We start from the raw sequence: 25932 nt of genomic DNA, 5'->3' as shown, positions 1-25932 counted from the left end.
GGCTGATGCTACCCTGCGGCAGACCAACCCATCCCAACATCCAAACACGCTAAATAAGACCTCACCACCAAACCCGCAACCAAAACCAAAACCAAAAAACTCAATCAATCCAATACCGCAATTGAACGGCTATCGTGTTTTGGAACACCATGTCTTTGGTCGAAACCAAAACAACTGTCGCAAATGGCCGGTATCCAATACCCAACCGGTTGCTGAAATAGGCGCTGCAACAATTACAGACGCAAACGTGACTGCGTTGAACAGGAGTTTCGTTTCAATTCACTTCTAAATATGGCAATTCTGCCCTTGCGGGTCCGGTCCGCGATTGAGAAACACAAGCAGGTCGTGATCATTCGATGAGAGCTGAGATGACTTCTGAACAAGCCGTCCGCGATGCGGTTCAGACGCATTCGAAGCGTGTCTGGCGGTTTGCGCTGGCATTATCGGGTGCCTCGGATGTAGCTGACGATTTGTTGCAGGCCACATGTTTGCGCGCGCTTGAACGACATCATCAGGTGACGTCGCACAATCGTCTGGACAGCTGGTTGATGACAATCTGCCGGTCGATCTGGCTGAATAAGCTGCGTTCGCGGTCGGTTCGACGCGCGCAGGCGCTGTCGGTGACCCCCGAAGCGGATCTGGTTGCAACGGGACCGGATACAGAAACGAATATTTTCGCGGCTGAAGTGTTTACTCAAGTGATGCAGTTGCCTGAGGCACAGCGCGAAGCGGTAATGCTCGTCTTCGTTGAGGGGTACAGTTACCGCGAAGCCGCTGCCTTGTTGGAGGTTCCAATTGGCACGATCATGAGCCGGCTTTCGAATGCCCGGCAGAAACTTAAAACCGTGATGCAGATTGATGCAGCGGACACCGCGCGACGGAGTGGCAAATGACGTTTTCCGACGAGACGCTTCTAGCGTATCTGGAAGGCAGCCTGGACGAGGCTCAGACCCGCGCCATTGAGGCTGCGGTTGAAGATGACGCTGCGCTGGAACATCGTCTGATGGCGCTGGATCCATTTGCGCCTGTTGTTCGGGATGTTTTTGAGAACCTGCCCGCTGAAGCGCCGAAGGTGGACCTGCCGGAAATAACGACGCGGCCCGCCAATAACGGGTTTCTGCGTCTTGTTGCGGTAGCTGCCAGCGCGGCATTTGCAGCCGTCGCCGTAACATTCTGGGCCACCCGGCCAGCAGATTTAAGCTGGGCCCAGCAGGCCGCGATCTATCAATCACTTTACGTGCCGGAAACGATTGCATCGCTGGACAGTTCGGAAACGTCGCTGGCCAAGCAATTTGCAATGGCCGAAGCCGAACTGGGACGAACGCTGAATCAGGAAACACTTGAAGCGTTGCCAGGGCTGGAGCTGAAGCGGGCGCAGGTTCTTTCCTTCAAAGGCAAGCCCTTGATCCAAGTGGTTTTTGCCGATGATCAGGGTCGACCACTTGCCTTCTGTGTCATTCGCCAAGGACCGAATGCCCCAAATACCGAAGTCCAACAAACGGTGTTGAGCGGTTTGGCAACTGCAAAGTGGGAGCAGGGCGGTTATGGATATATGCTGTTGGGCAGTTCCCCACAGACGGATTTAAGCAACGAACTGGAAGTGTTGACCCGCACATTCTCGGGCTGATGGAAAACCCTTGTGAACTGTTGCAAATGCCCGAAGAATGCCGGGTATGACGTCGAAGAAAACCATGCCCCTTCCAGAAGACGAGGTCGATGATCTTGGCCCAGCCAGCATCTATGATGGCGATCCGGCAGAAGAGGATGACCCTTGGTTTTTGCCTCCGGACCAGGACGTGGAGGAAGACTTCTTTCTGCCTGGTCCCCGATCATCGCAGCGCCCGTTATTCGATCCGCGCGATTGGCATTCGGCACAATCAGAACTGTCGGCAGAGCTTGCTGAACTTGCCCTGACCTTTGGTGCTCTGGACGAGAGGCTGCGTTCGGGGCCTGAGGGGTGGACGCACCGTTTGGCACTTATGGAAACGTCCGATCTGGGGTGGTGGACAGGGGATCGGGTCAGCGTGGACCGCCTGGCTTTGTGGACGGGTCTGAGGATAGGCGCGACCCACGATGACGTGCAGGCGCTGTTTCGGGCAGGTTGGGCCGTACGCCGTCTGAGCTCAGGCGCAGGCCCTGCTAGTGGCGGGTGGGAAAGTGGGTTGACCGCGTTTCTTGACCGTCTGGCTCAGGGCTCTGATGCGACGCCCGAAGCGATCGTTGATCTGGCCGAAGTCATGCAGAATGCGGAAAGGCTGCACCCGGTGACACAATCGGCGATCGCGTTTCATGCTTGGCGAGCTATATCGCAGGGCGTCGGACAAGACACCGAGGCGGCAATTATCGCTGCGCGGCACGCGGCTTCGATGGGGCGGGGCGGCGCAATGTTCATGCCTCTGGCGTTGTCTGGTCCGGGTGCGTTGCGCGGAACGGGTCGGCCGACGGACAAGTTGGGGTCTTGGATACAGGGCGCCGGGCAAGCGGTTCTTGCGGCTTTGCTGCACCTCGACAGGATCAGTGTCTGGGAGGGCAAGGCCCGCGACGCGACGCTGGATCTGAGCGGCCGCACCCCACCGCGTCTGATTGATGCTCTGGCGGCATGGCCAATGGTCTCGGCCCCGCTTGCGGAAGACTTGACCAATTCTTCGCGCGCGGCGGTTCAGCGGAATTTCGACCTGTTCACCCGGAGAGGTCTGGTGCGTGAAGTCACGGGCCAAGGCCGTTACCGGGTCTGGACTGCCGCATTATGATCCGTCAACTACTCGAAAAATAGACGCCGCGGGGCGCACGCTTTCAGCGCCCAACACCGACATAGGTGTCGAACCCTGATTTCAGCGCCGTAGTTTTCGAGTAGATGTTGCGCAGGTCAACCATCCTGGCGGTGTTCATAGATGCTGCAATTTCGGAAAGGTTCAGCGCGCGGAACTCATTCCATTCCGTCAGCAGCACAACAACATCCGCGCCCTGCGCGGCGATATACGGATCGTCGCACCATTCGACGCCCGGCAAAAGCGCTTCTCCTTCAGATTTTCCCTGAGGGTCAACAACGCGCACCGTTGCGCCACCGCCAATCAGGGCGGGGACGATGGACAGTGATGGCGCGTCGCGCATATCGTCCGTGTTGGGCTTGAACGTGACACCCAGAACCGTCACGGTCTTGCCGTTGAAATGATCGTCACATGCGTCTCGAATTTTCTCGATCATCCGTTTCTTGATTTCGTCATTCACGCGGATGACGGTCTCGGTGATTTGCATCGGATGCGCGTGGTCCTGCCCGATCCGGGCCAACGCGGCCGTATCTTTTGGAAAACATGAACCACCGTAGCCAGGTCCTGCATGCAGGAATTTGTTGCCAATCCGCCCGTCAAGGCCAATGCCACGCGATACTTCTTTGACATCCGCACCAACTTTTTCGCATAGCCCGGCGATTTCATTGATGAAGGTAATTTTGGTCGCTAGAAACGCGTTGGCGGCGTATTTTATCATCTCGGCGCTTTCCAGATCGGTGGTCAGGATCGGGAAGTCGCGCAGGTAAAGAGGGCGGTAAATTTCTGCCATCACCTCGGCAGCGCGGTTATTTTCGACGCCGACCACAACGCGGTCCGGGCGCATGAAATCGTCTATTGCCGCGCCTTCGCGAAGGAATTCAGGGTTCGAAGCCACGTCAAATTCGGCCTGGGGGTTGGCGGCCTTGACTGTTTCCTGCACTTTTCTGTTTGTTCCGACGGGCACAGTCGATTTTGTGACGATAACGGTATACCCGGTGACAGCCTTAGCGATTTCTTCCGCCGCTGCCATCACATAGGTCAGATCCGCGTGGCCGTCTCCACGCCGGGTTGGCGTTCCAACTGCAATAAAGATAGCATCCGCGCCGTCCACTGCGGCTGCAAGATCGGTTGTGAAGCTCAGGCGGCCAGCCGCGACGTTTCGCGCCATCAGCACGTCCAGACCCGGTTCATAAATAGGCACCTGTCCGGCTTTGAGCATATCGATCTTCTGCTCAGCCTTATCAACGCAAATCACATCATGACCGAAGTCCGAGAAACACACACCGGAAACAAGGCCCACATACCCGGTGCCGATCATTGCAATGCGCATCTGCCAAATCCTTTTTTACCAATTACTATCAACGGCGCGGGCACAATCGAAGAATCTAGCGCCGGTTTCAATGATTTACAGGTATGGTTGCTGAGTTCCCATGTTTTCTTGTTGTTTTTGAGGCAATATGCGCGGGAACAGAGTTTTTACAATCCGTCGTGCTGCGCAGAACTTGTTGAATCACGTCCATTGTCAGCTGAAAAGATACAGTTCTGGGCATGGATCAGTAATAAACAGCCACTAGCCGGGCGGTGTTGCGTCGCCTACTTTTCGCCCGGAGCAAGGCGGCTGTAGCGGGTCCAATGGAATTGGCGATTGCTAAATAAATAGGCCGACGATGCAAAAAAACCGCCCGAACCACAGTTCAGGCGGCAGCTGTGCTCAGAACCAGCGCCCTATGGCGATGACACTTGGTGAAAAAGCCGCTGTATCCGAAGTTACGGAGAGGGCTTTGCACGCGGCTTGAGTGTTTCCGGGCATATCAAACCCGATGAAACGATTGTTTGCTCCAGCGCTGCCACTAACGCTTGGCGCAGAGGAAAATGGCGCTGGGTAGTTCCACGTCATTGCAGTGCTTGCGAACAATACGCCTTCAACGGCCGTGCATGCGACAGGAAGCAAAGCGGCGGTGCAGATCAGGGTTCCATCGGCAAAACGTGTAAATTCGCCATTGGTGTTACTTCCGCGCTCTATGACCGCACCGGTTGGTATACCGCCAACTTCTGATACCGACCCCAGAAGGTTACCCGGCCCATAACCGTAGTCGGCACGCATCAAGCGACCCGAAGTGGTATCCGTCGCATCGCCCTGAACAGCCGCACCAGCTGCTGTTCCGGTCGCGGGGTCAAAAGTCAGAGCTTCGGTCCAGGTACCTCCGTCAGGGGACACTTTGATTGAAAACCCCGTACTTCCGGATAACCCCATTTCAGCGTGACCGGTCCAGTTCGACTGAAACACCAGCGATGCTGTATCGCTGGCACCCGCCTTGTTGATCTTCAGCTGATGCCCGCCGCCCTCATGGTTCAGAAGCGTGGCCGGGCTTCGGACAGACAAGCGATTCGTAGCGTCCGAATTTGTTGCCACCCCAATACCATTCAGGTTCTGAGTATTGACGGGCAAGGGCAGCCAGTCAGACCCATTCCAGAACTTCAGTTCACCAGTGGCCTCGTCCCAGGCACGCCAGCCCGAATATGGGGTCAAGAAATGCCAGGTGTTGTCCAGCCATGCGGCAAGCTCTCCTGCATGTCCGGCCCAGTCCCCGGTAGGGGTGACGCCCAGAGCATAGACATCGCCCTGCTCGGGGACAACGGGCGGGGTGCTGGCATTGGTTGTCTGCACTGTTAGCTGAACGACCAGATCAAGTTGTCGCAGTGCCTCGTTGTGGGTGACGTGCTTTTGAGCCTGCGAAGGTTGTAGAAAAGGCAGGCGCAATCTGGGTGAGGTCATTGACACGAGGGTCCTCCTGTGGCTGTCGGTCCGAAAGTCGGTTGCGCGCCACTCTGCCGTAAGGCGCGTCAATCCCGTCTGACCTGGCCGACCGCACAGGAAATAATCTGTTAACTTGAGTATCCCTGGGGACAAGCCGACCCGAGTATGGCCTATGGAGAACTATGTCGCCGCTTAGTCCCGGGCATAAATGTCTTCATATCGAATGATGTCATCTTCGCCTAAATAGGTGCCGGTCTGCACTTCGATCAAAACCATGGGCACTTTGCCAGGGTTTTCCATCCGGTGCACGGCACCCAGCGGGATATAGACAGACTGGTTTTCGCTGACCAACCGTTCCTGATCATCGACTGTGACCTTGGCGGTGCCCTCAACCACAATCCAATGCTCGGACCGATGGTGATGGGACTGTAGGCTGAGCGAAGCGCCAGGATGTACATGGATTCGTTTGACCTGAAATCTGTCACCGATCACGAGGCTCTCAAACCAGCCCCAGGGGCGGTGATCTATCGGAAGCGTATCTGCCTGTTTGGCCCCTTTTGCCTTTAAGGCAGCGACAGCCTGCTTGACGTCCTGGGCTTTGTCCATGCTAGCAACCAGCACAGCATCCGGCATCGCAACTGCGATAATGTTCTCAAGCCCCATTGCCACCACTTCCTGAGCTGGCGATTCTGATCGTATCAGAACGTTGCAGCAGTCGATTGTGGTTACTTCCCCATTTGTCGCGGTGCCGTTTTCATCAGGGTTTGACAATTCTTGAACAGCCGTCCAACTTCCAACATCCGACCAACCTGCGGAATACGGAACCACGCTAAGGTTGGGGGCTTTTTCCATGACCGCATAGTCGATCGAGACGTCATCGACGTCAGCCCAAGCCGAAGGGTCCAATCTCAGGAACCCCAAATCTGCCTTTGCGCTGTCGACGGCCTTTTGGACAGGTGCAACAAGGGTGCTTGCGTATTTTTCATATGCTGCAACGATGTCACGTACCGCAAACAGGAAGATGCCGGAATTCCACAGGTAACTGCCATCTTTTACCATCGCCTGCGCGGCTTCCAAATCCGGTTTCTCCACGAACCGATCCAGGCGAACTGCACCCCCGGACGCGTCTGGGGCGTCGTTCAGCTTTAAGTAGCCATACCCGGTTTCGGGCCGAGCGGGCGTGATGCCAAATGTCACCAGATCGCTTCGTTCGGCAATTGCGCGCACGCCTGTGGCGACGGCCTGATGAAAAGCGGCCTTGTTTGGAAGCACATGATCTGAAGGTGCAACCAGCATGATGGCATCCGGATCACGTGAGGCAAGGTACAACGCAGCCGCCAGTACGGCAGGGGCCGTGTTGCGTCCTTCAGGCTCAATCAGAATCGGACCGGGGTCGATCCCAATAGCGGTCAGCTGTTCAGGTACAATAAACCGAAAGGCTTCGTTGGTTAGAACCAGTGGTTTGGCATAGGGCGTATGCGAGGGTCCAAGCATCCTGTCGGCACAATCTTGTAAAAGACTGGTTTTGCCGACAAGTGGAACGAATTGCTTGGGATAGCTTTTGCGCGACAGGGGCCACAAACGCGTTCCTGAACCACCACACAGGATGACTGGATAGACCGTACTGTTCATACAAGTGCCCCTGAATTGCTGATGACCAACGATATTGTTCAATTTTTCGTGGAATGGGAGATTCCGCGGCTACTGGGCCGCTTTTCCAGTTGCAACGATGTCATTTAGATATTGGCTCAGATCATCACGCAGGTCGTCACGGGCAAGGGCAAAGGAAACGGTCGCTTGCAGAAAACCGGATTTTGAGCCGCAGTCGAAACGCTGCCCGTCAAACTTGTATCCAAAAACGGGCACGCCGGATGCGATATCCTCGGCGATTGCATCAGTCAGTTGGATTTCACCGCCGCTTCCGGTTTTCATTGCGTTCAGGTTGTTCAATACGGAAGGTCGAAGAATATAGCGCCCGATAACCGCCAGATTGGATGGCGCTTTCGATGGTTCAGGCTTTTCGACCATGCTCTTGGCTGGAATGACCGGGCCGATACTGTCGACGACATCCAGAACGCCGTACGAACTAGTCTTCTCTGGCGGAACTTCCATTGTTGCCACCATGTTGCCGCCCGTTTCCTCATAGGCTTCGACCATTTGTTGCAGACATGGTTTATCTGCAGCGATCACATCGTCAGGCAGCATTACGGCGAAAGGTTCGTCGCCTATCAAACGGCGTGCACACCATACAGCATGCCCCAACCCCAGGGCTTTGTGTTGGCGGATATAGGCAATCGCTCCGCTTTCCATATTCGTCTTGTTCAAGATATCGAGAAGCTTGTTTTTGCCTTTGGCCATTAACTCCTGTTCGAGGACAAGGTTGTGGTCAAAGTAATCTTCAAGCGCGGATTTCCCGCGAGAAGTCACAAAGATGAACTCTTTGATCCCAGCTGCTCGGGCTTCATCGATTGCATATTGCACCAGGGGTCGGTCCACCAACGTCATGATCTCTTTCGGAACAGATTTGGTTGCCGGCAAAAACCGGGTTCCCATTCCCGCCACTGGAAAAACTGCTTTGGTGACTTTACGTGTCATGGTGCCTCTCAAAACAAAACTTGGCCGGAAAAGCAGAGAACATCCGGAATGTCCTCTTAGTCTTCAAAACCGTGTCAATCAATCATGCCCGGTGTGTCGGCTGTTATTGACCAAATCGTGCCACCTCGGTCCAGATGAGTCAAAAGCCGACTCCATTGCTTCCTGTATACATGGCCTGAACGACAGTTCCCAGAGACCCTACCGCTATAACTCTGTGCCAAAAATCTGACGACGATTTGCCGATCACGGAAAGTTGATATGTTTGGAGCAGCGTCGGTCGCCTTGAAAAACTCCCGGACGGAGTCCTGCGTACTTTTCTTTGGATGGGCATAGCGCCTTGTTATGACGAGTAGTTTAGGACTGCGCGGCCGAAAAGAATTTAGATGGCAGGGACTGTGCAACTGAAATTAACACGGCTCGCTTAGTCGCAAGCTGCGTCAAGTAACGTGTCTTATGTGCACAAGTATCCCGTCGGCAAACATCCGAGCTTTTTGGAAATACATGATCTGATGCATCAAGTCCGTTTTCGAATGGGCAACAATATGGCCGAAACCGCAAAGATTGGTGATAACGGCGGTCTGTTGCGACTGGCGATAAGATGCTCAAGCAAGTCGCGAGGGACCGTTCAACGCACGCTTGGCGCCTTATCGGACCAATTTCGTTGTCATCGAGGTTTCGGGAAAACAGGTGGGTGCAACACCACTCGTTTCCTGCCATCTGCCTATGGATCGGCGGGTTTTGAAACCTGGCAAGCCGTCAACGCCTCCGACATCGTACCCCAAGCTTTCCAGCGCGCCCTGCATCTTTGCTATGTCAGAACGGTACAAGCCACCGACCTTGCCCCATTGCCCTTTAAAATCGCCGCTTCCAAATTGGATTCTGTCACCGACGTGGCCGACGAACAAAGCATAAAGATCGCTTTTGTTGTATTCCTTCAAAACGTAAAAATTCGGAGTGACCAGAAAAGCAGGACCAAATCGTCCTGCCGGCATCATCAGGTAACCTGCCCCCTTCAACTCGTGGGCTGGAAAAGGTTTGCCCGAGACCCGGTTTATGCCCATCGCTTCCCATTGCTGGATTGACTGCCCCTGATCAGGTCCTTCCAATGAACATGAAACGGTTGCTGGCACAGACACTTCGAAACCCCAGTCACGCCCGGCGATCCAGCCGTGCTGTTTCAGGTAGTTGCCAATCGATGTGATTGTATCATCGGATGACCCCCAGATATCGACCTGTCCGTCGCCGTTGCCATCTGCGGCGTAAGCCAAATAGCTTGATGGCATGAATTGGGGTTGTCCTAACGCGCCCGCCCAACTGCTTTTCAATTGCCGGGCTGGCAGAGGTCCTGCTTCCGCGATTTGCAGAGCCGCGATAAGCTCGGCCGTGAAGTAGTCCGCGCGCGTGCTCATGAATGCCTTGGTCGACAAAACCCTGAACGCATCATGGCGGATTGGCACTTGCCCATAGCCACTCTCTCTGCCCCAGATTGCCAGAATGATGCGAGCAGGAACGCCTGTATTGCTTTCGACTTTCGCAAGAATCGCAGAGTGTTGCCTCGCCATCCTGCGCCCGATAGACGTTGCGCCCTGAATTGACCCCGGATTGAAATACCGGCTGGGCGATCCAAACTCGGCTTGTTTTTGCGCCTTGGGCGTTTTGCGTTTATGTCCGGGGGGAACCAGATCAGACAGGTCCCAGTCCAATGTAACGCCGGAAAACGCCTGTTGCAGTGTGTTGCGCGAAACACCTTTGGCCTGCGCCAGCGGCCAGATCGTCTCCAACAACCACGACTGAAACTGGCGTTCAATTGCTGCACGATCCTGTGCCAGTGCGGTCTGGGACAGAATGATCAATCCTAGAGTGAACAGCAAAATACGCATTGACGATTTATCTGTCCCGACTGGCCTTGCAAGTCAACGGGAAGATGCCGCGCGACCCGTCGCTCTTTACACCCAAAGTTGAAAGTAAGTTGAGGTTGGCAATTTATGGTTCGGAAAACTCTTGAGAAATTTCACCCGCTTGCCGATAGTTGCATGGGATTGAGATGAGGAGAGGACAGTCAGCTGTGGCACAAGTCATTTCGTCCAATCCATCCTTGCTCAGGCTTGTCGTTGTGCTCCTGTTGATCGCTTCGGCGCAACCAGCTTTGGCCAGCGACAGCTTTATGGACCCGCAAGGCCCAATAGCGGCAGTTCAGAAAACGCATTTGCTTCGGGCGACCGTATTGATCCTGCTGGCCGTTATCCCGGTATTGGTGCTGGTCCCGATAATAGCGTTTCGGTATCGCCGCCGGAGCAACCGCATTGCGCCCTACGCGCCGGATTGGGATTTCTCGGCCAAGCTGGAATTTGTCATGTGGGGTGTGCCTGTCATAATCGTGGCCTTGCTGTCTTTTTATCTTTGGAAGGCGACGCATCGGCTTGACCCGTATTCGGCACCGTTTGGTGAAGATCCGGCGCTGCGGGTTCAGGTTGTCGGTCTGGATTGGAAGTGGCTGTTTCTGTACCCCGATCTTGGGGTCGCCACTGTGGGAGAGTTCGGAATTCCGACAAAGCGGCAAGTTGCATTGACGCTGACAACCGATACCGTGATGCAGTCGTTTATGATACCCGCGCTGGCCGGACAGATTTATGCGATGCCGGGCATGACCACCCAGTTACTTCTTGTCGCGGATGCGCCGGAAGTGATGCAGGGTGAAAACACTCAGTACAACGGACGGGGCTTTGCCAAGCAGAAGTTCCGCACCATCGCAATGAGTGGTGAGGATTTCGACGCTTGGGTCGAAAAAGTGCGTAACAAAAGCATCCAACTAGATGTGGCAACTTATCGGAAACTGGCCATGCGGACCGACAGGGATGAGGTTCAGGCCGCTTTGGGAACATCTCGGATGCCGGATGATGCGCTCTACTTCACAATAGAAGACGACCTGTTTCAGAATATCCTGAGCCGCTACCACAGCGGTCAGCCTTTGCCGGTCGATCTACAGCCTGGAACTGCATCATTTGGGCAGGAGGCGCAAAAATGACGCCAACCGAGACAGGTTTCTTCGGGCGTCTGAGTTGGGACGCTTTTCCGATTGCCGGGTTGATCCAGAACCCAAATACTAATGAGATCGTGGCCAATACAGCCGCAGCTGTTGTGATTATTGGCGCTGCGGTTGTCGTAGGATTGCTGAGCTGGTTTCGTCTGTGGACACCCCTGTGGCGCGATTGGCTGACCAGCGTCGATCACAAGAAGATCGGTATCATGTATATCGTCTTTGCCATCGTGATGCTGGCACGCGGTGTGCTTGAAGGCGTTGTCATGCGCGCGCAGCAGGCTTCCGGGCCTGGCGACGGTTTCCTCGAAGCCGAACATTTTGCCGAGCTTTTCAGCACTCACGGCACAATCATGGTCTTCTTTGTTGCCGTTCCCTTTGTCTTTGGTGTTGCGAATTACATTGTCCCGCTGATGATCGGCGCGCGCGATGTGGCATTCCCGCGACTAAACCAGATTAGTCTGGGCCTTACGGTTTCGTCAGGCATGATGCTGATGGTGTCGCTGGTGATTGGAGAGTTTTCGACCGGCGGCTGGACAGCCTATCCACCGTATACCGGCGCAACGTTCAATCCCGGTGTTGGACCGGATTACTGGATCTGGGCCATCGTTGTTTCGGGCATTGGCACCTCGCTGACGGGTATCAATTTTGCCGTTACGATCTACAAGTTGCGCGCGCCGGGCATGACGTTCATGCGGCTGCCGATGTATTGCTGGACAATCATTTGCAGTTCGATCCTGATCGTCTTTGCCATGCCGCCTTTGGGTGTCGCCGCGCTGATGCTTGCCGCTGATCGCTATCTTGATTTCCACTTTTTCACAAACGACCTCGGTGGCAACATGATGAACTATGCCAATCTGTTTTGGCTGTTCGGCCACCCCGAGGTTTACCTGCTGGTTTTGCCTGCTTATGGCATCTATTCCGAGGTGTTTGCGACCTTCTCGGCCAAACGGCTTTATGGCTACAACTCGCTTGTCATCGCGACCATGTCGATCGCAGTGTTGTCGTTCACGGTCTGGCTGCACCACTTTTTCACCATGGGTCAAAGCGCGCTGATCAACGCGGTGTTTGGTATTGCGACCATGCTGATTGCCATCCCAACCGGCGTGAAAGTCTATGACTGGATGGCGACGCTGTGGCGGGGGCGCATTCGGTTTTCGGTGCCGATGCTCTATGGGCTGTCATTTTTGATGCTGTTTGCCATCGGTGGGCTGAGCGGTGTGATCCTGGCAAACCCAACCGTAGATTACCAGGTTCACAATACGCTGTTTTTGGTAGCTCATTTCCACAACGCGTTATTGCCTGGCGTGTTGTTCGGATTGTTGGCGGCATACAATTACTGGTTCCCCAAGGCCTTTGGATTCCGACTGAACGAATTCTGGGGCCGGGTTTCTGTCTTTTGCTGGACCGGGGGGTTTTTGCTGACATTCATGCCGCTCTATTTCGTCGGGCTGTTGGGCATGCCACGCCGCTCTTTCAGCTATAGCGATCCGTCTTTCCACCCTTTCATGATCGTGGCCATCATCGGAGCGATAGTTATTACCTGTGGATTGTTCTCGGTCCTGATCCAGCTATGGGTCAGCATTCGTGACCGCGACCAAACCCGCGTTCCTGTTGGGGATCCCTGGGATGGTCGCACATTGGAATGGACTATCCCTTCACCGCCTCCCGCGTACAACTTTGCGATCATCCCCAAGGTTACGGATCGGGATGAATTCACGGCACAGAAGGCAAAAGGAACAGCCTATCCAACACCAGACGCTTATGAAGATATCGAACTGCCCCGAAACACGGGAATTGGCTTTGTCCTGTGCGTTCTCAGCGGCATATGGATGTTTGCGCTGGTCTGGTGGATCTGGTGGCTTGCCGCGACAATGACGGTTTTGATGATCCTTGCGGTGATCATCTGGACATTTGATGACAGTACAGAACTCACCATCCCCGCGGAAGAGGTGCGAAGGGATCACGAAGCCTGGTTGGCGTTGGTCCACAGCGAAGCGGCGGTTGATCGCGACTCTGAAACTTCTCCGGGAAACCGCGGCCTTGCCCGCCCGGATCTGGAGGTGGCGACATGAAGCGCGCGCCGACACACAGCTATCCCGGTATCAATCTGGGAGAACATCACGCCAGTGCCCACAAGGCGACCGAGGTTGTCACCTTTGGGTTCTGGGTCTTCTTGATGAGCGATCTGGTTTATTTCGGCCTGATGTTTGCGATTTACATAACAATGATCGATGCACAGGCAGGTGGTCCCGGCCCGCACGAGTTGTTTGATCTGAAAAGTGTTTTTGCGCAAACCCTGATACTGCTGACCAGCAGCCTGACAGTGGGTCTTGCCATGCTGGCGCTGAAGTACAATCTGCCGCGCGGTCGCATTGTCTTGTGGTTTGGCGTCACTCTTGCGCTGGGGCTTGGTTTTCTGGTGCTGGAAGTGCGTGACTTCATGGCCATGGCGGAAAAAGGCGGCATTCCGCAGCGCAGCGGTTTTTTGTCAGCCTTTTTTGGGTTGGTCCCGCTTCATGGTCTGCACGTTGCGACTGGATGCCTTTGGCTGATCGTTTTGGGTATCCAGCTACGCGTCAAGGGCATGACGGATGTGGTTATCTCGCGCGTGGTGCGACTGGCGTTGTTCTGGCATTTTCTCGATCTGATCTGGATTGGGATCATTACCATCGTGTATTTCGGAGGTCTGACCTATGGATAAGCGCTCTGAAATGCATCGTCGCGAGCGTCGGCGCTATGTGATCGGGTATGGTGGCTCGCTTTTGCTGACCTTGGCGATGTTTGGCGTGGCGCAGGTTTATGGGATTGAAACGGTTGGGGTTTACCTGACCATCGGGTTGCTTGGATTGGCACAGCTTGTGTTGCAGCTTGTCTACTTCCTGCATATCGACCGTCGGCGCAGCAGCCGCGAAGATCTGCATCTGGTGCTGTTTTCGACACTGGTTCTGATGATAATGATCCTTGGCACCGTCTGGGTTCTGGGCAATCTGGCCGCCCGAATGCACATGCACTTGATGTAGTGCGTATTTGAAACAAGCGGGGTAGCGGATCGAGATTTGGCTTTCGGCAGGACCACCAATAGCGGAAAAAGCCTCAGTAGGTTGTCCGCATTTGATACCCCTGATGAAAGGTCATGCGTACAAAGGTGACCGGGGTTTTTCGAAACCACGTTGTCCGCTCCAACTGGAATAAAGGTGTTCCGGGCGGAACAGAAAGAAAGTCCTGAAGCGGACCGGTTGCCGGAACAGCCGAGAAGGCAATTTCGGCGTTCGAAAAAGGAACTTCGGCCAGCAACCATTCGTTTGGACCGGTGGTCAGAAAGTCCTCATTCATGACGTGCGGTACCGCAGCTGTATTGATCCATCGCTCCTCGAACTGGAAGGGGCGATTGTCGGCATGGTGCATACAGCGCAAATGCAGAATTTGCGTGCCCTCGGGCAGTCCGAGTTTGGCTTGTAGCCATGCCGGGCAATCTACCAGTGTGCGGCTGACCAACGCATACCGGTATTCTGCATTCATGTCTTCAATGGTTTGACGGACTACTGCAATGGGCAGCCTGGCCTGTTTGACCGGTGTTGTAACCACACGTGTGCCGCCTTTGCGTTTGCGTGTGACAATACCCTGATCAGCAAGTTCACGGAGTGCTCGATTGACAGTCGCGCGGGCGCATCCGAACTCGGCGGCCAGTTCCAGTTCGGTGGGCAGCAGGCTGCCTTGCGGCCAGATTCTGGTCTGGATGCGATTTAAAACTTCATCGCGGACATCTTGGAAGCCGGTGTTTTTCTGCCCGTTCACATTGTGCTCACTATTTTTTTCGAACTTATTAGTATTATGTCTATGTTAACGGTGAGATGCAAAGAATTTGACCCAGAACCTTATAAGATTGCAGGATTGCGCGGTTACGCCTTGGGCCAATGGTGGCGGTGTAACAACCGAACTTGCCGCGAAGCGGGTCGGCAATCACGTCGTCTGGCGTATCAGTGTGGCCCGGATCGATCGGGATGGGCCATTTTCCCGATTTCCAGGCATGGCGCGTGTACACACGATCATCGAAGGCGCCGGGCTTGATTTGCTCGGCGATAGTGGCGTTTTACCAGCGCGACCATTCCTGCCGGTTTCGTTCGACGGAGCGCTCGCGCTGAATGCGCGGCTGTTAGGCGGGCCGTGTCGTGCGTTCAATGCGATCTACGATCCAAAGGTCGTCGCTATGGTAGTGAATGTTTTTGCAAGTGATCAGGAATTCGAAGCGACAGCGGGCGAGGTTATCTTTGTCGCCTCAGGAATGGCCCACACGTCAGACAAAACGCAGCTGGTTGCCGGAGACGCAATGACGCTGAACGCCGCTGTTACGATCAGTCCGGCTGCAGGCGCTAAGATCCTTCGCGTGTGTTTCGGCAAAGCCCCGATCTAAAGCTCAGCAAGAAGCCCACATATTGCCTGTTTGTAGTTGTTCGCGACTTTGTCCCGCAGGACGTGACGCCCGTTTTGAACCTGGTGTCGGCCTGCGGACCAAAGATCAGTAACGACATTATCTTTGGCGGCAAAGACTAAACCATCCAGCAACTGGTGGGGCTGTAGTGCACAAAGGGCAGGGGCCTGACTGTCGATGGCGACGAGATCAGCCAGCATTCCTTCGGTAATTTGCCCCGCATTGCGGCCAAGCGCCTGCGCGCCGCCCATAGCTGCGCCGCGATAAAGGGTTTGTCCGGCCGAGCCTTCGCCGACCACCATCACGTTACGTGACAGGTCGCGCAGTCGTTGCGAATATTCGAGTGTGCGGAGTTCTTCGGTCATGGAAATCAACACGTTGGAGTCCGATCCCACGCCAAAAGCGCCGCCTGCGCTCAGATAGACAGGGCCGTTGAAAGGCCCGTCGCCCAGGTTGGCTTCTGTCACCGGGCACAGACCGGCAACGGCATTGCTATGGGCCATGGCGCGAGTCTCTTCGTCAGTCATGTGGGTGGCATGGATCAGGCACCAGTTGGAATCAACCGGGGCATTATCCAGCAGCCATTCGACCGGACGCGCGCCAAGGCCAGCCTGAACTTCCTCAACTTCTCTGGGTTGTTCGGCAATGTGAATATGAATTGGACCGGAACTTTGTGATGCCACCACTTGCGCCAGATCGCGCGGACAGGTGGCGCGCAAGGAGTGTGGCGCGATGCCGACGCGACAGTCGTCGGGAAGATTACCGAGCGCATCCCGCGCCTGCGCGACAAGTTCGCAAAAACGGTCCACATCATTTCCAAAGCGTCTCTGCCCCGCCTCCAGCGGTTTTTCCCCAACTCCTGCATAGCTGTAGAGCACGGGCAGATGGGTTAGGCCAATTCCGGTCTCGGCGGCGGCGGCCATGATACGGTCGCTGAGTTCGCAAATTCTGTCATAGGGTTGCCCGTTCGGTTGGTGGTGCAGGTAATGGAATTCACCGACCGAGGCGTATCCGGCCTCCTGCATCTCGACATAAACTTGCGCGGCGATGGCCTGAATGTGGTCAGGGCTCAGGCGGGCTGTGAAGCGATACATCAGATCGCGCCAAGTCCAGAAACTGTCACGGCCAGCCAGCCGATATTCGGTCATTCCCGCCATGGCGCGCTGAAAGGCATGGCTGTGAAGGTTGGCCAAAGCGGGCAGTAGAGTGTCGACGCGGGTGTCGCCGATTTGCGCGACAGCATTGGGTGTCAGTCGGGCAATGCGACCATTCTTGATCTCGAGTCGCAGATTCTCTGCCCAGCCGGCTGCCAGAAAGGCCCGTTTTGCGAAAATGACCGTCATCCCTACCTCCGGTTTTATGAATAGACATATGACATAAAGACCTGTACCAGAAAAGAGAGAATTGCACCGAAGAGGGATTCGAATGCAAACCTATGATCATCTGTTCACAGATCTGCACGCCGCGACCATGGTTGGTGCGGATGCATACGGATTGATCGAAGACGCGGCGATTGTCGTGCGTGGGGACCGGATCGCGTGGGTCGGTCCGAAGACGCAGTTGCCGGAAGAATACGCGACCTTCTCTCCAACCTCGCTGGACGGGCGGTTGGTGACGCCGGCTCTGATCGATTGCCATACCCATGTGGTGCATGGTGGCCACCGCGCGGCTGAGTTCGAGATGCGCCTTAACGGTGCCAGCTATGAAGAGGTGGCCCGCGCGGGCGGTGGTATTATTTCGACCGTGAAAGCCACGCGTGCGGCCAATAAAGAGGATTTGATTGCGCAGGCCCTGCCGCGCGTGGACGCGATGATCGCCGAAGGGGTCTCGGTGATCGAGGTCAAATCGGGCTATGGGCTTGGTCGTGAAACTGAGCTGACCATGCTGCGCGCCGGGCGGGCCCTGCAGGAAAGCCGCCCGGTGCGCATTGTGACCAGTTTTCTGGGCGCTCATGCTATGCCCGCCGAGTATAAAGACCGGCCCGAGGCTTACATTGCAGAGATTTGCATTCCGACCCTTCGCGCGGCTCATGCCGAGGGTTTGGTAGACGCAGTGGACGCCTTTTGTGAAGGGATTGCCTTCCTGCCGGACCAACTGGTGCCACTGTTTGACGTTGCCAAGGAACTAGGACTGCCGGTCAAATTGCATGCCGAACAACTGTCCAACCTGGGTGGTGCGAAATTTGCTGCAAGCTATGGTGCGCTTTCTGCCGACCATATCGAGTATCTGGACGAAAGCGGTGTCAAAGCCATGGAAGCGGCAGGCACGGTGGCCGTGATACTGCCCGGGGCTTTCTACACCCTGCGCGAGACGCAACAACCGCCAATTGATTTGCTGCGCAAGTACGACGTGCCAATTGCCCTTGCGACCGACTGCAATCCGGGCTCGGCTCCGATGACATCACTTTTGCTTGCGATGAACATGGGATGCACCTTGTTTCGAATGACCCCCGAGGAAGCGTTGAAAGGTGTCACTGTGAATGCCGCGCGTGCACTGGGCCTGAGAGACTGCGGCAGGATCGTTCAGGGCCTGCGGGCGGATCTGGCTGTCTGGAATGTCACTCAACCGGCCGAGCTTGCCTACCGCATCGGTTTTAATCCCCTTCACGCCCGCATATTCGGAGGCGCATTTTGACCACTTTGACGTTAACTCCCGGCACTGTCTCTCTGGCGCAGCTGGAACAGGTATTCCGCCAGGAATGCGCCGTTCGGCTGGACCCGGATTGCAGGCCTGCGATAGCCGCGGCACACGCTCGCATCATTGAGGCGGCGACTGGCGAAGCCGCCGTTTACGGGGTCAATACGGGCTTTGGAAAACTGGCAAGCGTCAAGATCGCGGCCGAGGATACCGCGACGCTGCAACGCAACCTGATCCTGTCCCATTGCTGTGGCGTCGGACCAGCGATCCCGCGTGCTATTGCGCGGCTCATGATGGCACTCAAACTGCTCAGCCTCGGACGTGGCGCGTCGGGTGTGCGGCTGGAACTGATTGACCTGCTGGAAGCGATGCTTGGCGCAGGGGTGACACCGGTAATCCCGGCACAGGGGTCTGTTGGTGCTTCGGGCGATCTGGCACCGCTGTCGCACATGGCAGCCGTCATGATGGGCGAGGGTGAGGCCGAGTTTGGCGGTACCCTCATGTCTGGCGGCGACGCGCTGGTAGCGGCAGGTTTGACCCCGGTCGAACTTGGTCCCAAGGAAGGTCTGGCGCTGATCAACGGTACTCAGTTTTCGACGGCGTTTGCGCTGGCGGGGCTTTTCGGCGCTTGGCGGGCGGCGCAAAGCGCTTTAGTCACTTCAGCCCTGACAACTGATGCGATCATGGGGTCTACCGCGCCTTTGCAACCCGAAATCCACGCCTTGCGTGGCCACAGGGGCCAGATCGAAGCAGGTGCAGCCATGCGCGCGCTACTGGCTGGGTCGGTCATTCGCGAAAGCCACCGGGACGGAGATACGCGGGTTCAGGACCCGTACTGCATCCGCTGTCAGCCGCAGGTTGTTGGTGCCGCGATGGATGTGCTGCGTCAGGCTTCGGTGACACTGGAAACCGAAGCCAACGCCGCCACCGATAACCCTCTGGTTCTGGCCGAGGCCGGGTTGATCGTATCAGGCGGAAACTTTCATGCAGAACCGGTCGGGTTTGCCGCCGACATGATTGCTCTGGCAGTGGCCGAGATCGGGGCGATTGCGCAGCGACGCATCGCGCTGATCGTCGATCCAGTGCTCAGCTTTGATTTGCCTCCCTTTTTGACACCCAACCCCGGTTTGAACTCTGGCCTGATGATTGCCGAAGTCACGACAGCCGCACTGATGAGCGAAAACAAGCATCTGGCCAATCCTTGCGTCACGGATTCAACACCGACTTCGGCCAATCAGGAAGATCACGTGTCAATGGCCGCCCATGGCGCGCGGCGGCTGGGGCAAATGGTGACCAATCTGGAACGTATCCTGGGGGTCGAGTTGCTGTGCGCAACGCAAGGGGTTGAATATCGCGCGCCGCTGCCAACCAGTGAAAGCCTTCAAGGTGTCATGGCGCGCCTGCGTTCGGTTGTACCGGCGTTGGAAGATGACAGGTACATGGCAAATGACATCGAAGCAGCCTCGGCCCTTATTGCAAGCGGTGAGATTTCCGATGGCACCGGTGTCGCCATGCCGGAGCTTGGCGCATGACTGATCCAGTCGAGGTAGTTCAGGGCGATAGTCCAATTGTTTTGGGCCTGCCTCACACGGGCACCTATGTGCCTGCGGCGATTGATGCCAAACTGAATGCACGGGGTCGGGCGCTGGCAGATACGGATTGGCACATCCACATGCTTTACGACGGGCTTTTGCCCGGTGCTACCACGGTTCGGGCCACCTTTCATCGCTATGTGATCGACGCCAACCGTGACCCAGGCGGTAATTCTCTTTACCCTGGACAGAACACGACGACGCTAGTTCCACTGACGGATTTCGACGGGCAGGACATCTGGGACATCCCTCCAACTGAAAAAGATATCATTGAACGGCGTGACGCATTTCATGCGCCATATCACGCCGCTTTGCTGGCCGAACTGGAGAGGGTGAAGGCGATCCATGGCATCGCTGTGCTGTATGATTGCCACTCAATCCGCAGCCGCATTCCTTTTCTGTTCGACGGCGTATTGCCCGACATGAACATTGGCACAAATAACGGGATGACCTGTGCATTGGAAATCGAAACAATTGCACATGAGTTCGCCGCTTCATCCCCTTACAGCACCGTTTTGAACGGGCGCTTCAAAGGTGGGTGGACGACACGCCACTACGGACATCCGGATAACAGTATTCACGCGATCCAGATGGAGCTGGCGCAGTCGACCTACCTGACCTCAGAAATGCCGCCCTGGACTTTTGACACCGCCAAAGCCAACCGTCTCCGCCGTTGGTTGAAAGACATTCTAGACGTCCTCAATGACACAGCATTGGAGCTTGCCCGATGACCGATCCTCGCAAAAACACCCGTGACATCTTTCCGCCCACCGGACCTGAACTGAACGCCAAAAGCTGGATGACCGAGGCGCCATTGCGGATGATGATGAACAACCTGCATCCGGACGTGGCCGAAAACCCGCATGAGCTGGTGGTCTATGGCGGGATTGGCCGCGCGGCGCGGACGTGGAAGGATTTTGACACCATCGTTGCCAGCCTGAAGGATCTGGAAGAGGATGAAACGCTGATCGTCCAGTCCGGCAAGCCGGTTGCCATTGTTCGCACCCATAGCGATGCCCCCCGCGTATTGATCGCAAACTCGAACCTTGTGCCGCACTGGGCCAATTGGAACCACTTCAACGAGCTCGATAAGAAAGGTCTGATGATGTACGGCCAGATGACCGCTGGCTCGTGGATCTATATCGGTACACAGGGCATCGTGCAGGGCACTTATGAAACTTTTGCCGAGGCCGGGCGTCAGCACTACGACGGCGACCTGACAGGTAAGTGGATCCTGACCGGGGGACTGGGTGGAATGGGCGGCGCGCAGCCTCTGGCCGCTGTCTTTGCAGGGGCTTGTTGTCTGGCCGTGGAATGCAACCCGGACAGCATCGACTTTCGCTTGCGTACAAAATACCTGGACGAAAAAGCCGAGACGCTGGACGAAGCGCTGGCAATGATTGATCGCTGGACCAAGGCGGGCGAAGCGAAATCCGTTGGTTTGTTGGGAAACGCTGCTGAAATCTTCCCGGAAATTTACGCTCGGATGCAAGCTGGCGGGATGCGCCCGGATATTGTCACGGATCAGACCAGTGCCCACGATCCGGTAAACGGCTACCTGCCGCTTGGTTGGACCATGGCGCAATGGAAAGACAAGCGCGAAAGTGACCCGAAGGCGGTCGAAAAGGCTGCACGTGCTTCGATGAAGCAACACGTCGCTGCAATGGTGGACTTCTGGAACGCGGGCGTGCCGACGTTGGATTACGGCAACAACATCCGACAGGTGGCTCAGGATGAGGGGTTGGAGAACGCTTTTGCCTTCCCCGGCTTCGTACCCGCCTATATTCGCCCGCTGTTTTGTCGGGGTATCGGACCCTTCCGCTGGTGCGCGTTGTCCGGTGACCCTGAAGATATCTACAAGACTGACGCCAAGATGAAGGAACTGTTCCCCGACAATACCCATCTGCACAACTGGTTGGACATGGCGCAGGAGCGTATTGCGTTTCAGGGCCTGCCGGCGCGGATCTGTTGGATTGGGCTAGGAGATCGCCACAAGGCTGGGCTGGCGTTCAACGAGATGGTTAGAAACGGCGAATTGAAAGCTCCGGTCGTCATCGGCCGAGATCATCTTGACAGTGGTTCTGTCGCCTCACCTAACCGCGAGACCGAGGCGATGAAGGACGGTTCGGACGCTGTTTCGGACTGGCCGCTGCTGAATGCGCTTGTCAATACGGCTTCGGGTGCGACCTGGGTTTCGCTGCATCACGGCGGCGGCGTTGGTATGGGCTTCAGCCAGCATGCGGGCGTCGTCATCTGCGCAGACGGAACCGATGCCGCAGCCAAGCGATTGGAGAGGGTGCTCTGGAATGATCCCGCGTCAGGCGTTTGGCGTCATGCGGATGCCGGGTACGAGGATGCAAAAGCCTGCGCTCGTGAACATGGGCTGCGATTGCCGGGCATTTTGGGCTGATTACCACGCCAACATTTGTTTTGTCGGTTTGCCTTAGCGCTAACGTCACATTTTCCGGTTTCGAACCGGTGCTGTTTCGGCTAGGGCTAAGCCGTTCAACAACCCCGTGGGGTTGAAGGCAACTGACAAAGGTGGCTACCCGTTGCTCGATATTGCACATGTCCGCTCCGTGATTTCGGACGTTTATGACCTTGCTCCATCGGCCACTCTGGCCAATGAGATGAAAGACACGTTTGCCCGCATGGATCGCGTGGTCAGCCCACCAGATTGGGCAATCCACGCGCCTTACGTGCGAGCCATCAATACGCTCAAGAAAGAGCGTAATGCCGTGATCCTTGGGCACAATTACATGACGCCCGAGATTTTTCACGGTGTGTCCGATTTCGTTGGGGACAGTTTGCAGCTTGCGATCAAGGCCAGTGAAGTCGAAGAAGATGTGATTGTTCAGGCCGGTGTTCATTTCATGGCCGAGACATCAAAGATCCTCAGCCCTCAGAAGACTGTTCTGATGCCCGACATGGATGCTGGTTGTTCGTTGGCAGAATCGATCACCGCTGAGGGAATCGATGAAATGCGTGCCAAATACCCCGGCGCGCCGGTTGTGTCCTATGTAAACACCACTGCCGAGGTCAAAGCAGCTTCGGATATCTGCTGCACCTCTTCGAACGCGCTTCAAATCGTCAACGCCATGGAAAGTGATACGGTCATCATGACGCCGGATCAGTACCTGGCGCAAAATGTTGCCAATCAAAGCCACAAGAACGTGGTGTATTGGCCCGGCTCTTGCATTGTGCATGAACAATACACGGCACAGGACCTGCGCGACTTCCGCGAATGGAACCCGGGAACACGGCTTATCGCGCATCCTGAATGCCCGCCGGATGTGGTGGCCGAGGCAGACTATTCCGGCTCGACCAGCGGCATCATCAAATACGTGCATGATGAAAAGCCGAAAAAGGCGATGCTGATCACCGAGTGTTCGATGGCATCCAACATTGCCGATGAATTGCCCGAGGTCGAATTTGTAGGGCCATGCAACATGTGCCCGTATATGAAGAAAATCACGCTTGAAAAGATCCTCTTCGCCCTGCACACGATGGAAGGGCAGGTCGAGGTCGCCGAAGATGTGGCTGAAAAGGCGCGAAAATCCGTTCAGGCGATGATTGATCTGTCCCGCAAGCTCGGCATTTGATCTGAAATGACCAAAGTCACCACGGATCGCGTCATTATTGTGGGGGCTGGCATCGGCGCGCTTTATGCAGCACTAAAGCTCGCGCCGCGGCCAGTGGTTGTAATCTCACCCGATGTTTTGGGCGAAGGTGCAAGTTCCTCATGGGCGCAAGGCGGTGTGGCCGCGGCAATGGATTTGTCGGATAGCCCGGAAAGCCACAGCCTGGACACCGTCAAGGCTGGCGCAGGAATAGTCGTTCCGGCCGTTGCCGATCTGGTCACGCGCGAGGCTCGGCAATATATCCTTGACCTGACGACATTGGGCACACCATTCGATCGCACCAAGGATGGCAGTTACGTGTTGTCACGCGAAGCGGCGCATAGCTTCGCCCGTGTCGTACGGGTGAAGGGGGATCAGGCAGGTAGTGAAATCATGGCTGCCCTGATCGAACGGGTGCATGAAACGCCCTCGGTTCAGGTGTTGGAAGGTGTCCTTGCCACGGCGCTGGACGTATCAAACGGTCGGGTGACAGGTGTCACGGTTCAGGACGCATCAGAAACAGGGTCCGAGCCCGTTACGATCTGCGGGCCTGCTGTGTTGCTTGCCGGGGGTGGCTCTGGCGGGTTGTATGCCTTGACGACCAATCCGGCACGCATTCGCGGGCAGGTCATCGGGATGGCCGCACGTGCTGGTGCGCTTGTTGCTGACGCCGAATTCGTTCAGTTTCATCCGACGGCAATGGATGTTGGTGAAGATCCGGCACCGCTGGCAACCGAAGCGTTGCGCGGCGAAGGGGCAACCCTGATCAACAATAAGGGTGAGCGGTTTATGTTATCCGTTCACCCGGACGCGGAACTCGCCCCGCGAGACATTGTCGCGCGTGCGATTTTTGCCGAAGTGCAGGCAGGCAACCGACCCATGCTGGACACCCGCACCGCATTGGGCTCGAAGATAACGGACTTGTTCCCGGCAGTTGCTGAATACTGCGCGCGCAACGGTATCGACCCGGTCAACGAACCGATCCCGGTCGCACCGGCAGCGCATTATCACATGGGTGGTATTGCCACCGACACTGACGGTCGCGCGACACTTGACGGGCTTTGGGTCTGCGGCGAGGCATCTTCGACCGGCCTTCACGGTGCCAACCGGTTGGCCTCGAACGGGCTGCTTGAGGCGCTTGTCTTTGCGCGCATCTGCGCCGAAAGTATCGGGGCATCCGTTCCGGTGGTGTCAAATGCTGACCCCGTTACATTGCAGTTTGTCCATGTGGTGACTCCAGACACGACAAAGGCTATCCAGGAGTTGCGCGAAACCATGACGCGCGACGTTGGTGTTGTCCGGGACCGGACGGGCCTAATCCGCGCTCTGCAAACTATTGCGCAGTTGGAGGCGCAGCACGATGCCTGCCCGTCATTTTGCAACATGTGTGCCACCGCGACCCTGATCGCTGCCGCTGCTTTGCAACGCGAAGAAAGCCGCGGTGCCCATAAGCGTTCCGACTTTCCAAAAGCCAATGATGGGCCCGGAGAGCGGTCCCGGATGTATTTGTCCGAAGCAATGAGCATTCGGGCCAAAGCCTGCGAGGAACTGTCATGACATATGCGATCCTGCCAGATCTGATCCTGGAACCCATGGTCCGCGCTGCGCTGATGGAGGATCTGGGAAGCTACGGTGATGTGACAACCCGCGCCGTGATCCCACAGGAAACAACCTGTACAGCCAGACTGAACGCGCGCGAAAACGCCGTCGTGTCGGGGATGCAGGTCGCCGCAATCGCGTTCCGGCTTGTGGACCCGTCGCTTGAGGTTGACGTGCGGATCAAGGATGGTTCGCGTTGCGTACGCGGTGATACACTGATGACCATCAAGGGCTCTGCCGCATCGATCCTGTCCGGCGAACGCGTCGCTCTGAACTTTGCCGGACGCCTGACGGGTATTGCCACAATGACAGCCGCATTTGTGGAGCAGACCAACGGCACTACGGCCCGCATGACCTGCACGCGCAAAACCACGCCAGGCCTGCGCATCGTGGAAAAACAGGCCGTGCTGCACGGTGGCGGTTTCAACCACCGCTATTCCTTATCAGATGCGATCCTGATCAAAGACAACCACATTGCTGCGGCAGGCGGTATCCGTCAGGTTCTTGAAGCCGCCAAGGCGCAGGCCAGTCACATGATGGCGGTCGAGATTGAGGTTGATCGACTGGATCAGCTTGCCGAAGTGCTGGACGTTGGCGGTGCTTCGGTTGTTTTGCTGGACAACATGGACAATGACATGCTGCGCGAAGCGGTTGCGATGGTGGGCGGGCGGTTGAAGACCGAAGCCAGCGGCAACGTGACGTTGGAACGGGTGGCATCGATTGCGGCGACGGGGGTGGATTACATCTCGTCCGGTGCCTTGACGCATTCCGCCCGCACCGTCGATCTGGGGCTCGATTTCTGAAGGCGCGGCATTTCCGCTTGATTTATGATCGTTTGCGCCAACACAGTTGCGTATTCAAGTTTTATCGATAATAAATCTACAGCAACGCAAG

The 25932-nt window shown here is 56.2% G+C and carries 23 protein-coding genes; 16 read left to right on the top strand and 7 right to left on the bottom strand.

Annotated features, from left to right (window positions below; translation table 11 throughout):
• From ACR0LL_RS18330 to ACR0LL_RS18315, 4 genes are all read left to right on the top strand, one after another.
• A partial coding sequence (locus tag ACR0LL_RS18330) for a hypothetical protein (RefSeq protein ID WP_480588644.1) occupies window positions 1-289 on the top strand: 289 nt, incomplete at its 5' end.
• A 79-nt stretch (window positions 290-368) separates the two neighbouring features.
• Window positions 369-893 (top strand): RNA polymerase sigma factor, encoded by a 525-nt coding sequence (locus ACR0LL_RS18325; protein WP_480588643.1) that lies wholly within the window; start codon window positions 369-371, stop codon window positions 891-893.
• Window positions 890-1627 (top strand): anti-sigma factor family protein, encoded by a 738-nt coding sequence (locus ACR0LL_RS18320; RefSeq protein ID WP_480588642.1) that lies wholly within the window; start codon window positions 890-892, stop codon window positions 1625-1627. The genes ACR0LL_RS18325 and ACR0LL_RS18320 overlap by 4 nt, the downstream gene beginning before the upstream one ends.
• Window positions 1628-1691: 64 nt before the next feature.
• Entirely contained in the window at window positions 1692-2750 is a 1059-nt protein-coding gene (locus tag ACR0LL_RS18315; protein ID WP_480588641.1) for a helix-turn-helix domain-containing protein, read from the top strand.
• Between the two features lie 43 nt (window positions 2751-2793).
• Here the strand turns inward: ACR0LL_RS18315 and ACR0LL_RS18310 are convergent, their stop codons facing one another.
• From ACR0LL_RS18310 to ACR0LL_RS18290, 5 genes are all read right to left on the bottom strand, one after another.
• Window positions 2794-4098, bottom strand: coding sequence for a UDP-glucose dehydrogenase family protein (locus tag ACR0LL_RS18310; protein WP_480588640.1), 1305 nt, complete (start codon window positions 4096-4098; stop codon window positions 2794-2796).
• Between the two features lie 381 nt (window positions 4099-4479).
• Complete coding sequence (locus ACR0LL_RS18305; RefSeq protein WP_480588639.1) at window positions 4480-5544, bottom strand: DUF2793 domain-containing protein; 1065 nt, start codon at window positions 5542-5544, stop codon at window positions 4480-4482.
• 174 nt (window positions 5545-5718) lie between these two features.
• Window positions 5719-7158, bottom strand: coding sequence for a mannose-1-phosphate guanylyltransferase/mannose-6-phosphate isomerase (locus ACR0LL_RS18300; RefSeq protein WP_480588638.1), 1440 nt, complete (start codon window positions 7156-7158; stop codon window positions 5719-5721).
• 69 nt (window positions 7159-7227) lie between these two features.
• Entirely contained in the window at window positions 7228-8121 is an 894-nt protein-coding gene (gene galU / locus ACR0LL_RS18295; protein ID WP_480519762.1) for a UTP--glucose-1-phosphate uridylyltransferase GalU, read from the bottom strand.
• Window positions 8122-8765: 644 nt separating this feature from the next.
• Window positions 8766-10001 carry a lytic murein transglycosylase gene (locus ACR0LL_RS18290; RefSeq protein ID WP_480588637.1) on the bottom strand — a complete coding sequence of 412 codons (1236 nt, stop codon included), beginning with the start codon at window positions 9999-10001 and terminating at the stop codon, window positions 8766-8768.
• A gap of 185 nt (window positions 10002-10186) precedes the next feature.
• Here ACR0LL_RS18290 and ACR0LL_RS18285 point away from each other — a divergent pair, with 185 nt between their 5' ends.
• From ACR0LL_RS18285 to ACR0LL_RS18270, 4 genes are read left to right on the top strand one after another with little or no spacing between them, the layout of a single operon-like run.
• Window positions 10187-11146 (top strand): cytochrome ubiquinol oxidase subunit II, encoded by a 960-nt coding sequence (locus tag ACR0LL_RS18285; RefSeq protein WP_480494249.1) that lies wholly within the window; start codon window positions 10187-10189, stop codon window positions 11144-11146.
• Entirely contained in the window at window positions 11143-13233 is a 2091-nt protein-coding gene (locus ACR0LL_RS18280; protein WP_480588636.1) for a cbb3-type cytochrome c oxidase subunit I, read from the top strand. The genes ACR0LL_RS18285 and ACR0LL_RS18280 overlap by 4 nt, the downstream gene beginning before the upstream one ends.
• On the top strand, window positions 13230-13862 hold the full coding sequence (locus ACR0LL_RS18275) for a cytochrome c oxidase subunit 3 (protein WP_267366736.1): 633 nt from the start codon (window positions 13230-13232) through the stop codon (window positions 13860-13862). Before ACR0LL_RS18280 ends, ACR0LL_RS18275 begins: the two co-directional genes overlap by 4 nt.
• Window positions 13855-14181 carry a cytochrome o ubiquinol oxidase subunit IV gene (locus tag ACR0LL_RS18270; protein ID WP_480588635.1) on the top strand — a complete coding sequence of 109 codons (327 nt, stop codon included), beginning with the start codon at window positions 13855-13857 and terminating at the stop codon, window positions 14179-14181. The genes ACR0LL_RS18275 and ACR0LL_RS18270 overlap by 8 nt, the downstream gene beginning before the upstream one ends.
• 73 nt (window positions 14182-14254) lie before the next feature.
• Here ACR0LL_RS18270 and ACR0LL_RS18265 read toward each other — a convergent pair whose 3' ends face one another.
• Complete coding sequence (locus tag ACR0LL_RS18265; protein ID WP_480588634.1) at window positions 14255-14956, bottom strand: GntR family transcriptional regulator; 702 nt, start codon at window positions 14954-14956, stop codon at window positions 14255-14257.
• A 67-nt stretch (window positions 14957-15023) separates the two neighbouring features.
• On the opposite strand from ACR0LL_RS18265, the gene ACR0LL_RS18260 reads away from it, so the two are divergent.
• A complete protein-coding gene (locus tag ACR0LL_RS18260) occupies window positions 15024-15572 on the top strand; it encodes a HutD/Ves family protein (RefSeq protein ID WP_480588633.1) in 549 nt (182 codons plus the stop codon).
• Here the strand turns inward: ACR0LL_RS18260 and ACR0LL_RS18255 are convergent.
• Window positions 15569-16933, bottom strand: coding sequence for a formimidoylglutamate deiminase (locus ACR0LL_RS18255; protein WP_480588632.1), 1365 nt, complete (start codon window positions 16931-16933; stop codon window positions 15569-15571). The genes ACR0LL_RS18260 and ACR0LL_RS18255 overlap by 4 nt on opposite strands.
• Before the next feature lie 82 nt (window positions 16934-17015).
• Between ACR0LL_RS18255 and hutI the strand changes: the two genes are divergently transcribed.
• From hutI to nadC, 7 genes are all read left to right on the top strand, one after another.
• Window positions 17016-18224 carry an imidazolonepropionase gene (gene hutI, locus ACR0LL_RS18250; RefSeq protein WP_480588631.1) on the top strand — a complete coding sequence of 403 codons (1209 nt, stop codon included), beginning with the start codon at window positions 17016-17018 and terminating at the stop codon, window positions 18222-18224.
• Window positions 18221-19759 (top strand): histidine ammonia-lyase, encoded by a 1539-nt coding sequence (hutH, locus tag ACR0LL_RS18245; protein ID WP_480588630.1) that lies wholly within the window; start codon window positions 18221-18223, stop codon window positions 19757-19759. The genes hutI and hutH overlap by 4 nt, the downstream gene beginning before the upstream one ends.
• Window positions 19756-20550, top strand: a complete 795-nt coding sequence (gene hutG / locus ACR0LL_RS18240) for an N-formylglutamate deformylase (RefSeq protein WP_480588629.1) — start codon at window positions 19756-19758, stop codon at window positions 20548-20550. The genes hutH and hutG overlap by 4 nt, the downstream gene beginning before the upstream one ends.
• Window positions 20547-22229, top strand: coding sequence for a urocanate hydratase (hutU, locus tag ACR0LL_RS18235; RefSeq protein WP_480507026.1), 1683 nt, complete (start codon window positions 20547-20549; stop codon window positions 22227-22229). The genes hutG and hutU overlap by 4 nt, the downstream gene beginning before the upstream one ends.
• A 142-nt stretch (window positions 22230-22371) precedes the next feature.
• On the top strand, window positions 22372-23421 hold the full coding sequence (nadA, locus tag ACR0LL_RS18230; protein WP_480588646.1) for a quinolinate synthase NadA: 1050 nt from the start codon (window positions 22372-22374) through the stop codon (window positions 23419-23421).
• A 6-nt stretch (window positions 23422-23427) separates the two neighbouring features.
• Window positions 23428-24996 (top strand): L-aspartate oxidase, encoded by a 1569-nt coding sequence (locus ACR0LL_RS18225; RefSeq protein ID WP_480588628.1) that lies wholly within the window; start codon window positions 23428-23430, stop codon window positions 24994-24996.
• Window positions 24993-25841: a carboxylating nicotinate-nucleotide diphosphorylase gene (nadC, locus tag ACR0LL_RS18220; protein WP_480588627.1), complete on the top strand. Its 849-nt coding sequence runs from the start codon at window positions 24993-24995 to the stop codon at window positions 25839-25841. Before ACR0LL_RS18225 ends, nadC begins: the two co-directional genes overlap by 4 nt.
• The last annotated feature ends 91 nt before the right edge of the window (window positions 25842-25932 follow it).

This window comes from Ruegeria sp. AI2, from assembly GCF_056541275.1.
The sequence above is the reverse complement of the archived record's forward strand: the minus strand, read 5'-3'. Positions and strand labels throughout refer to the sequence as shown.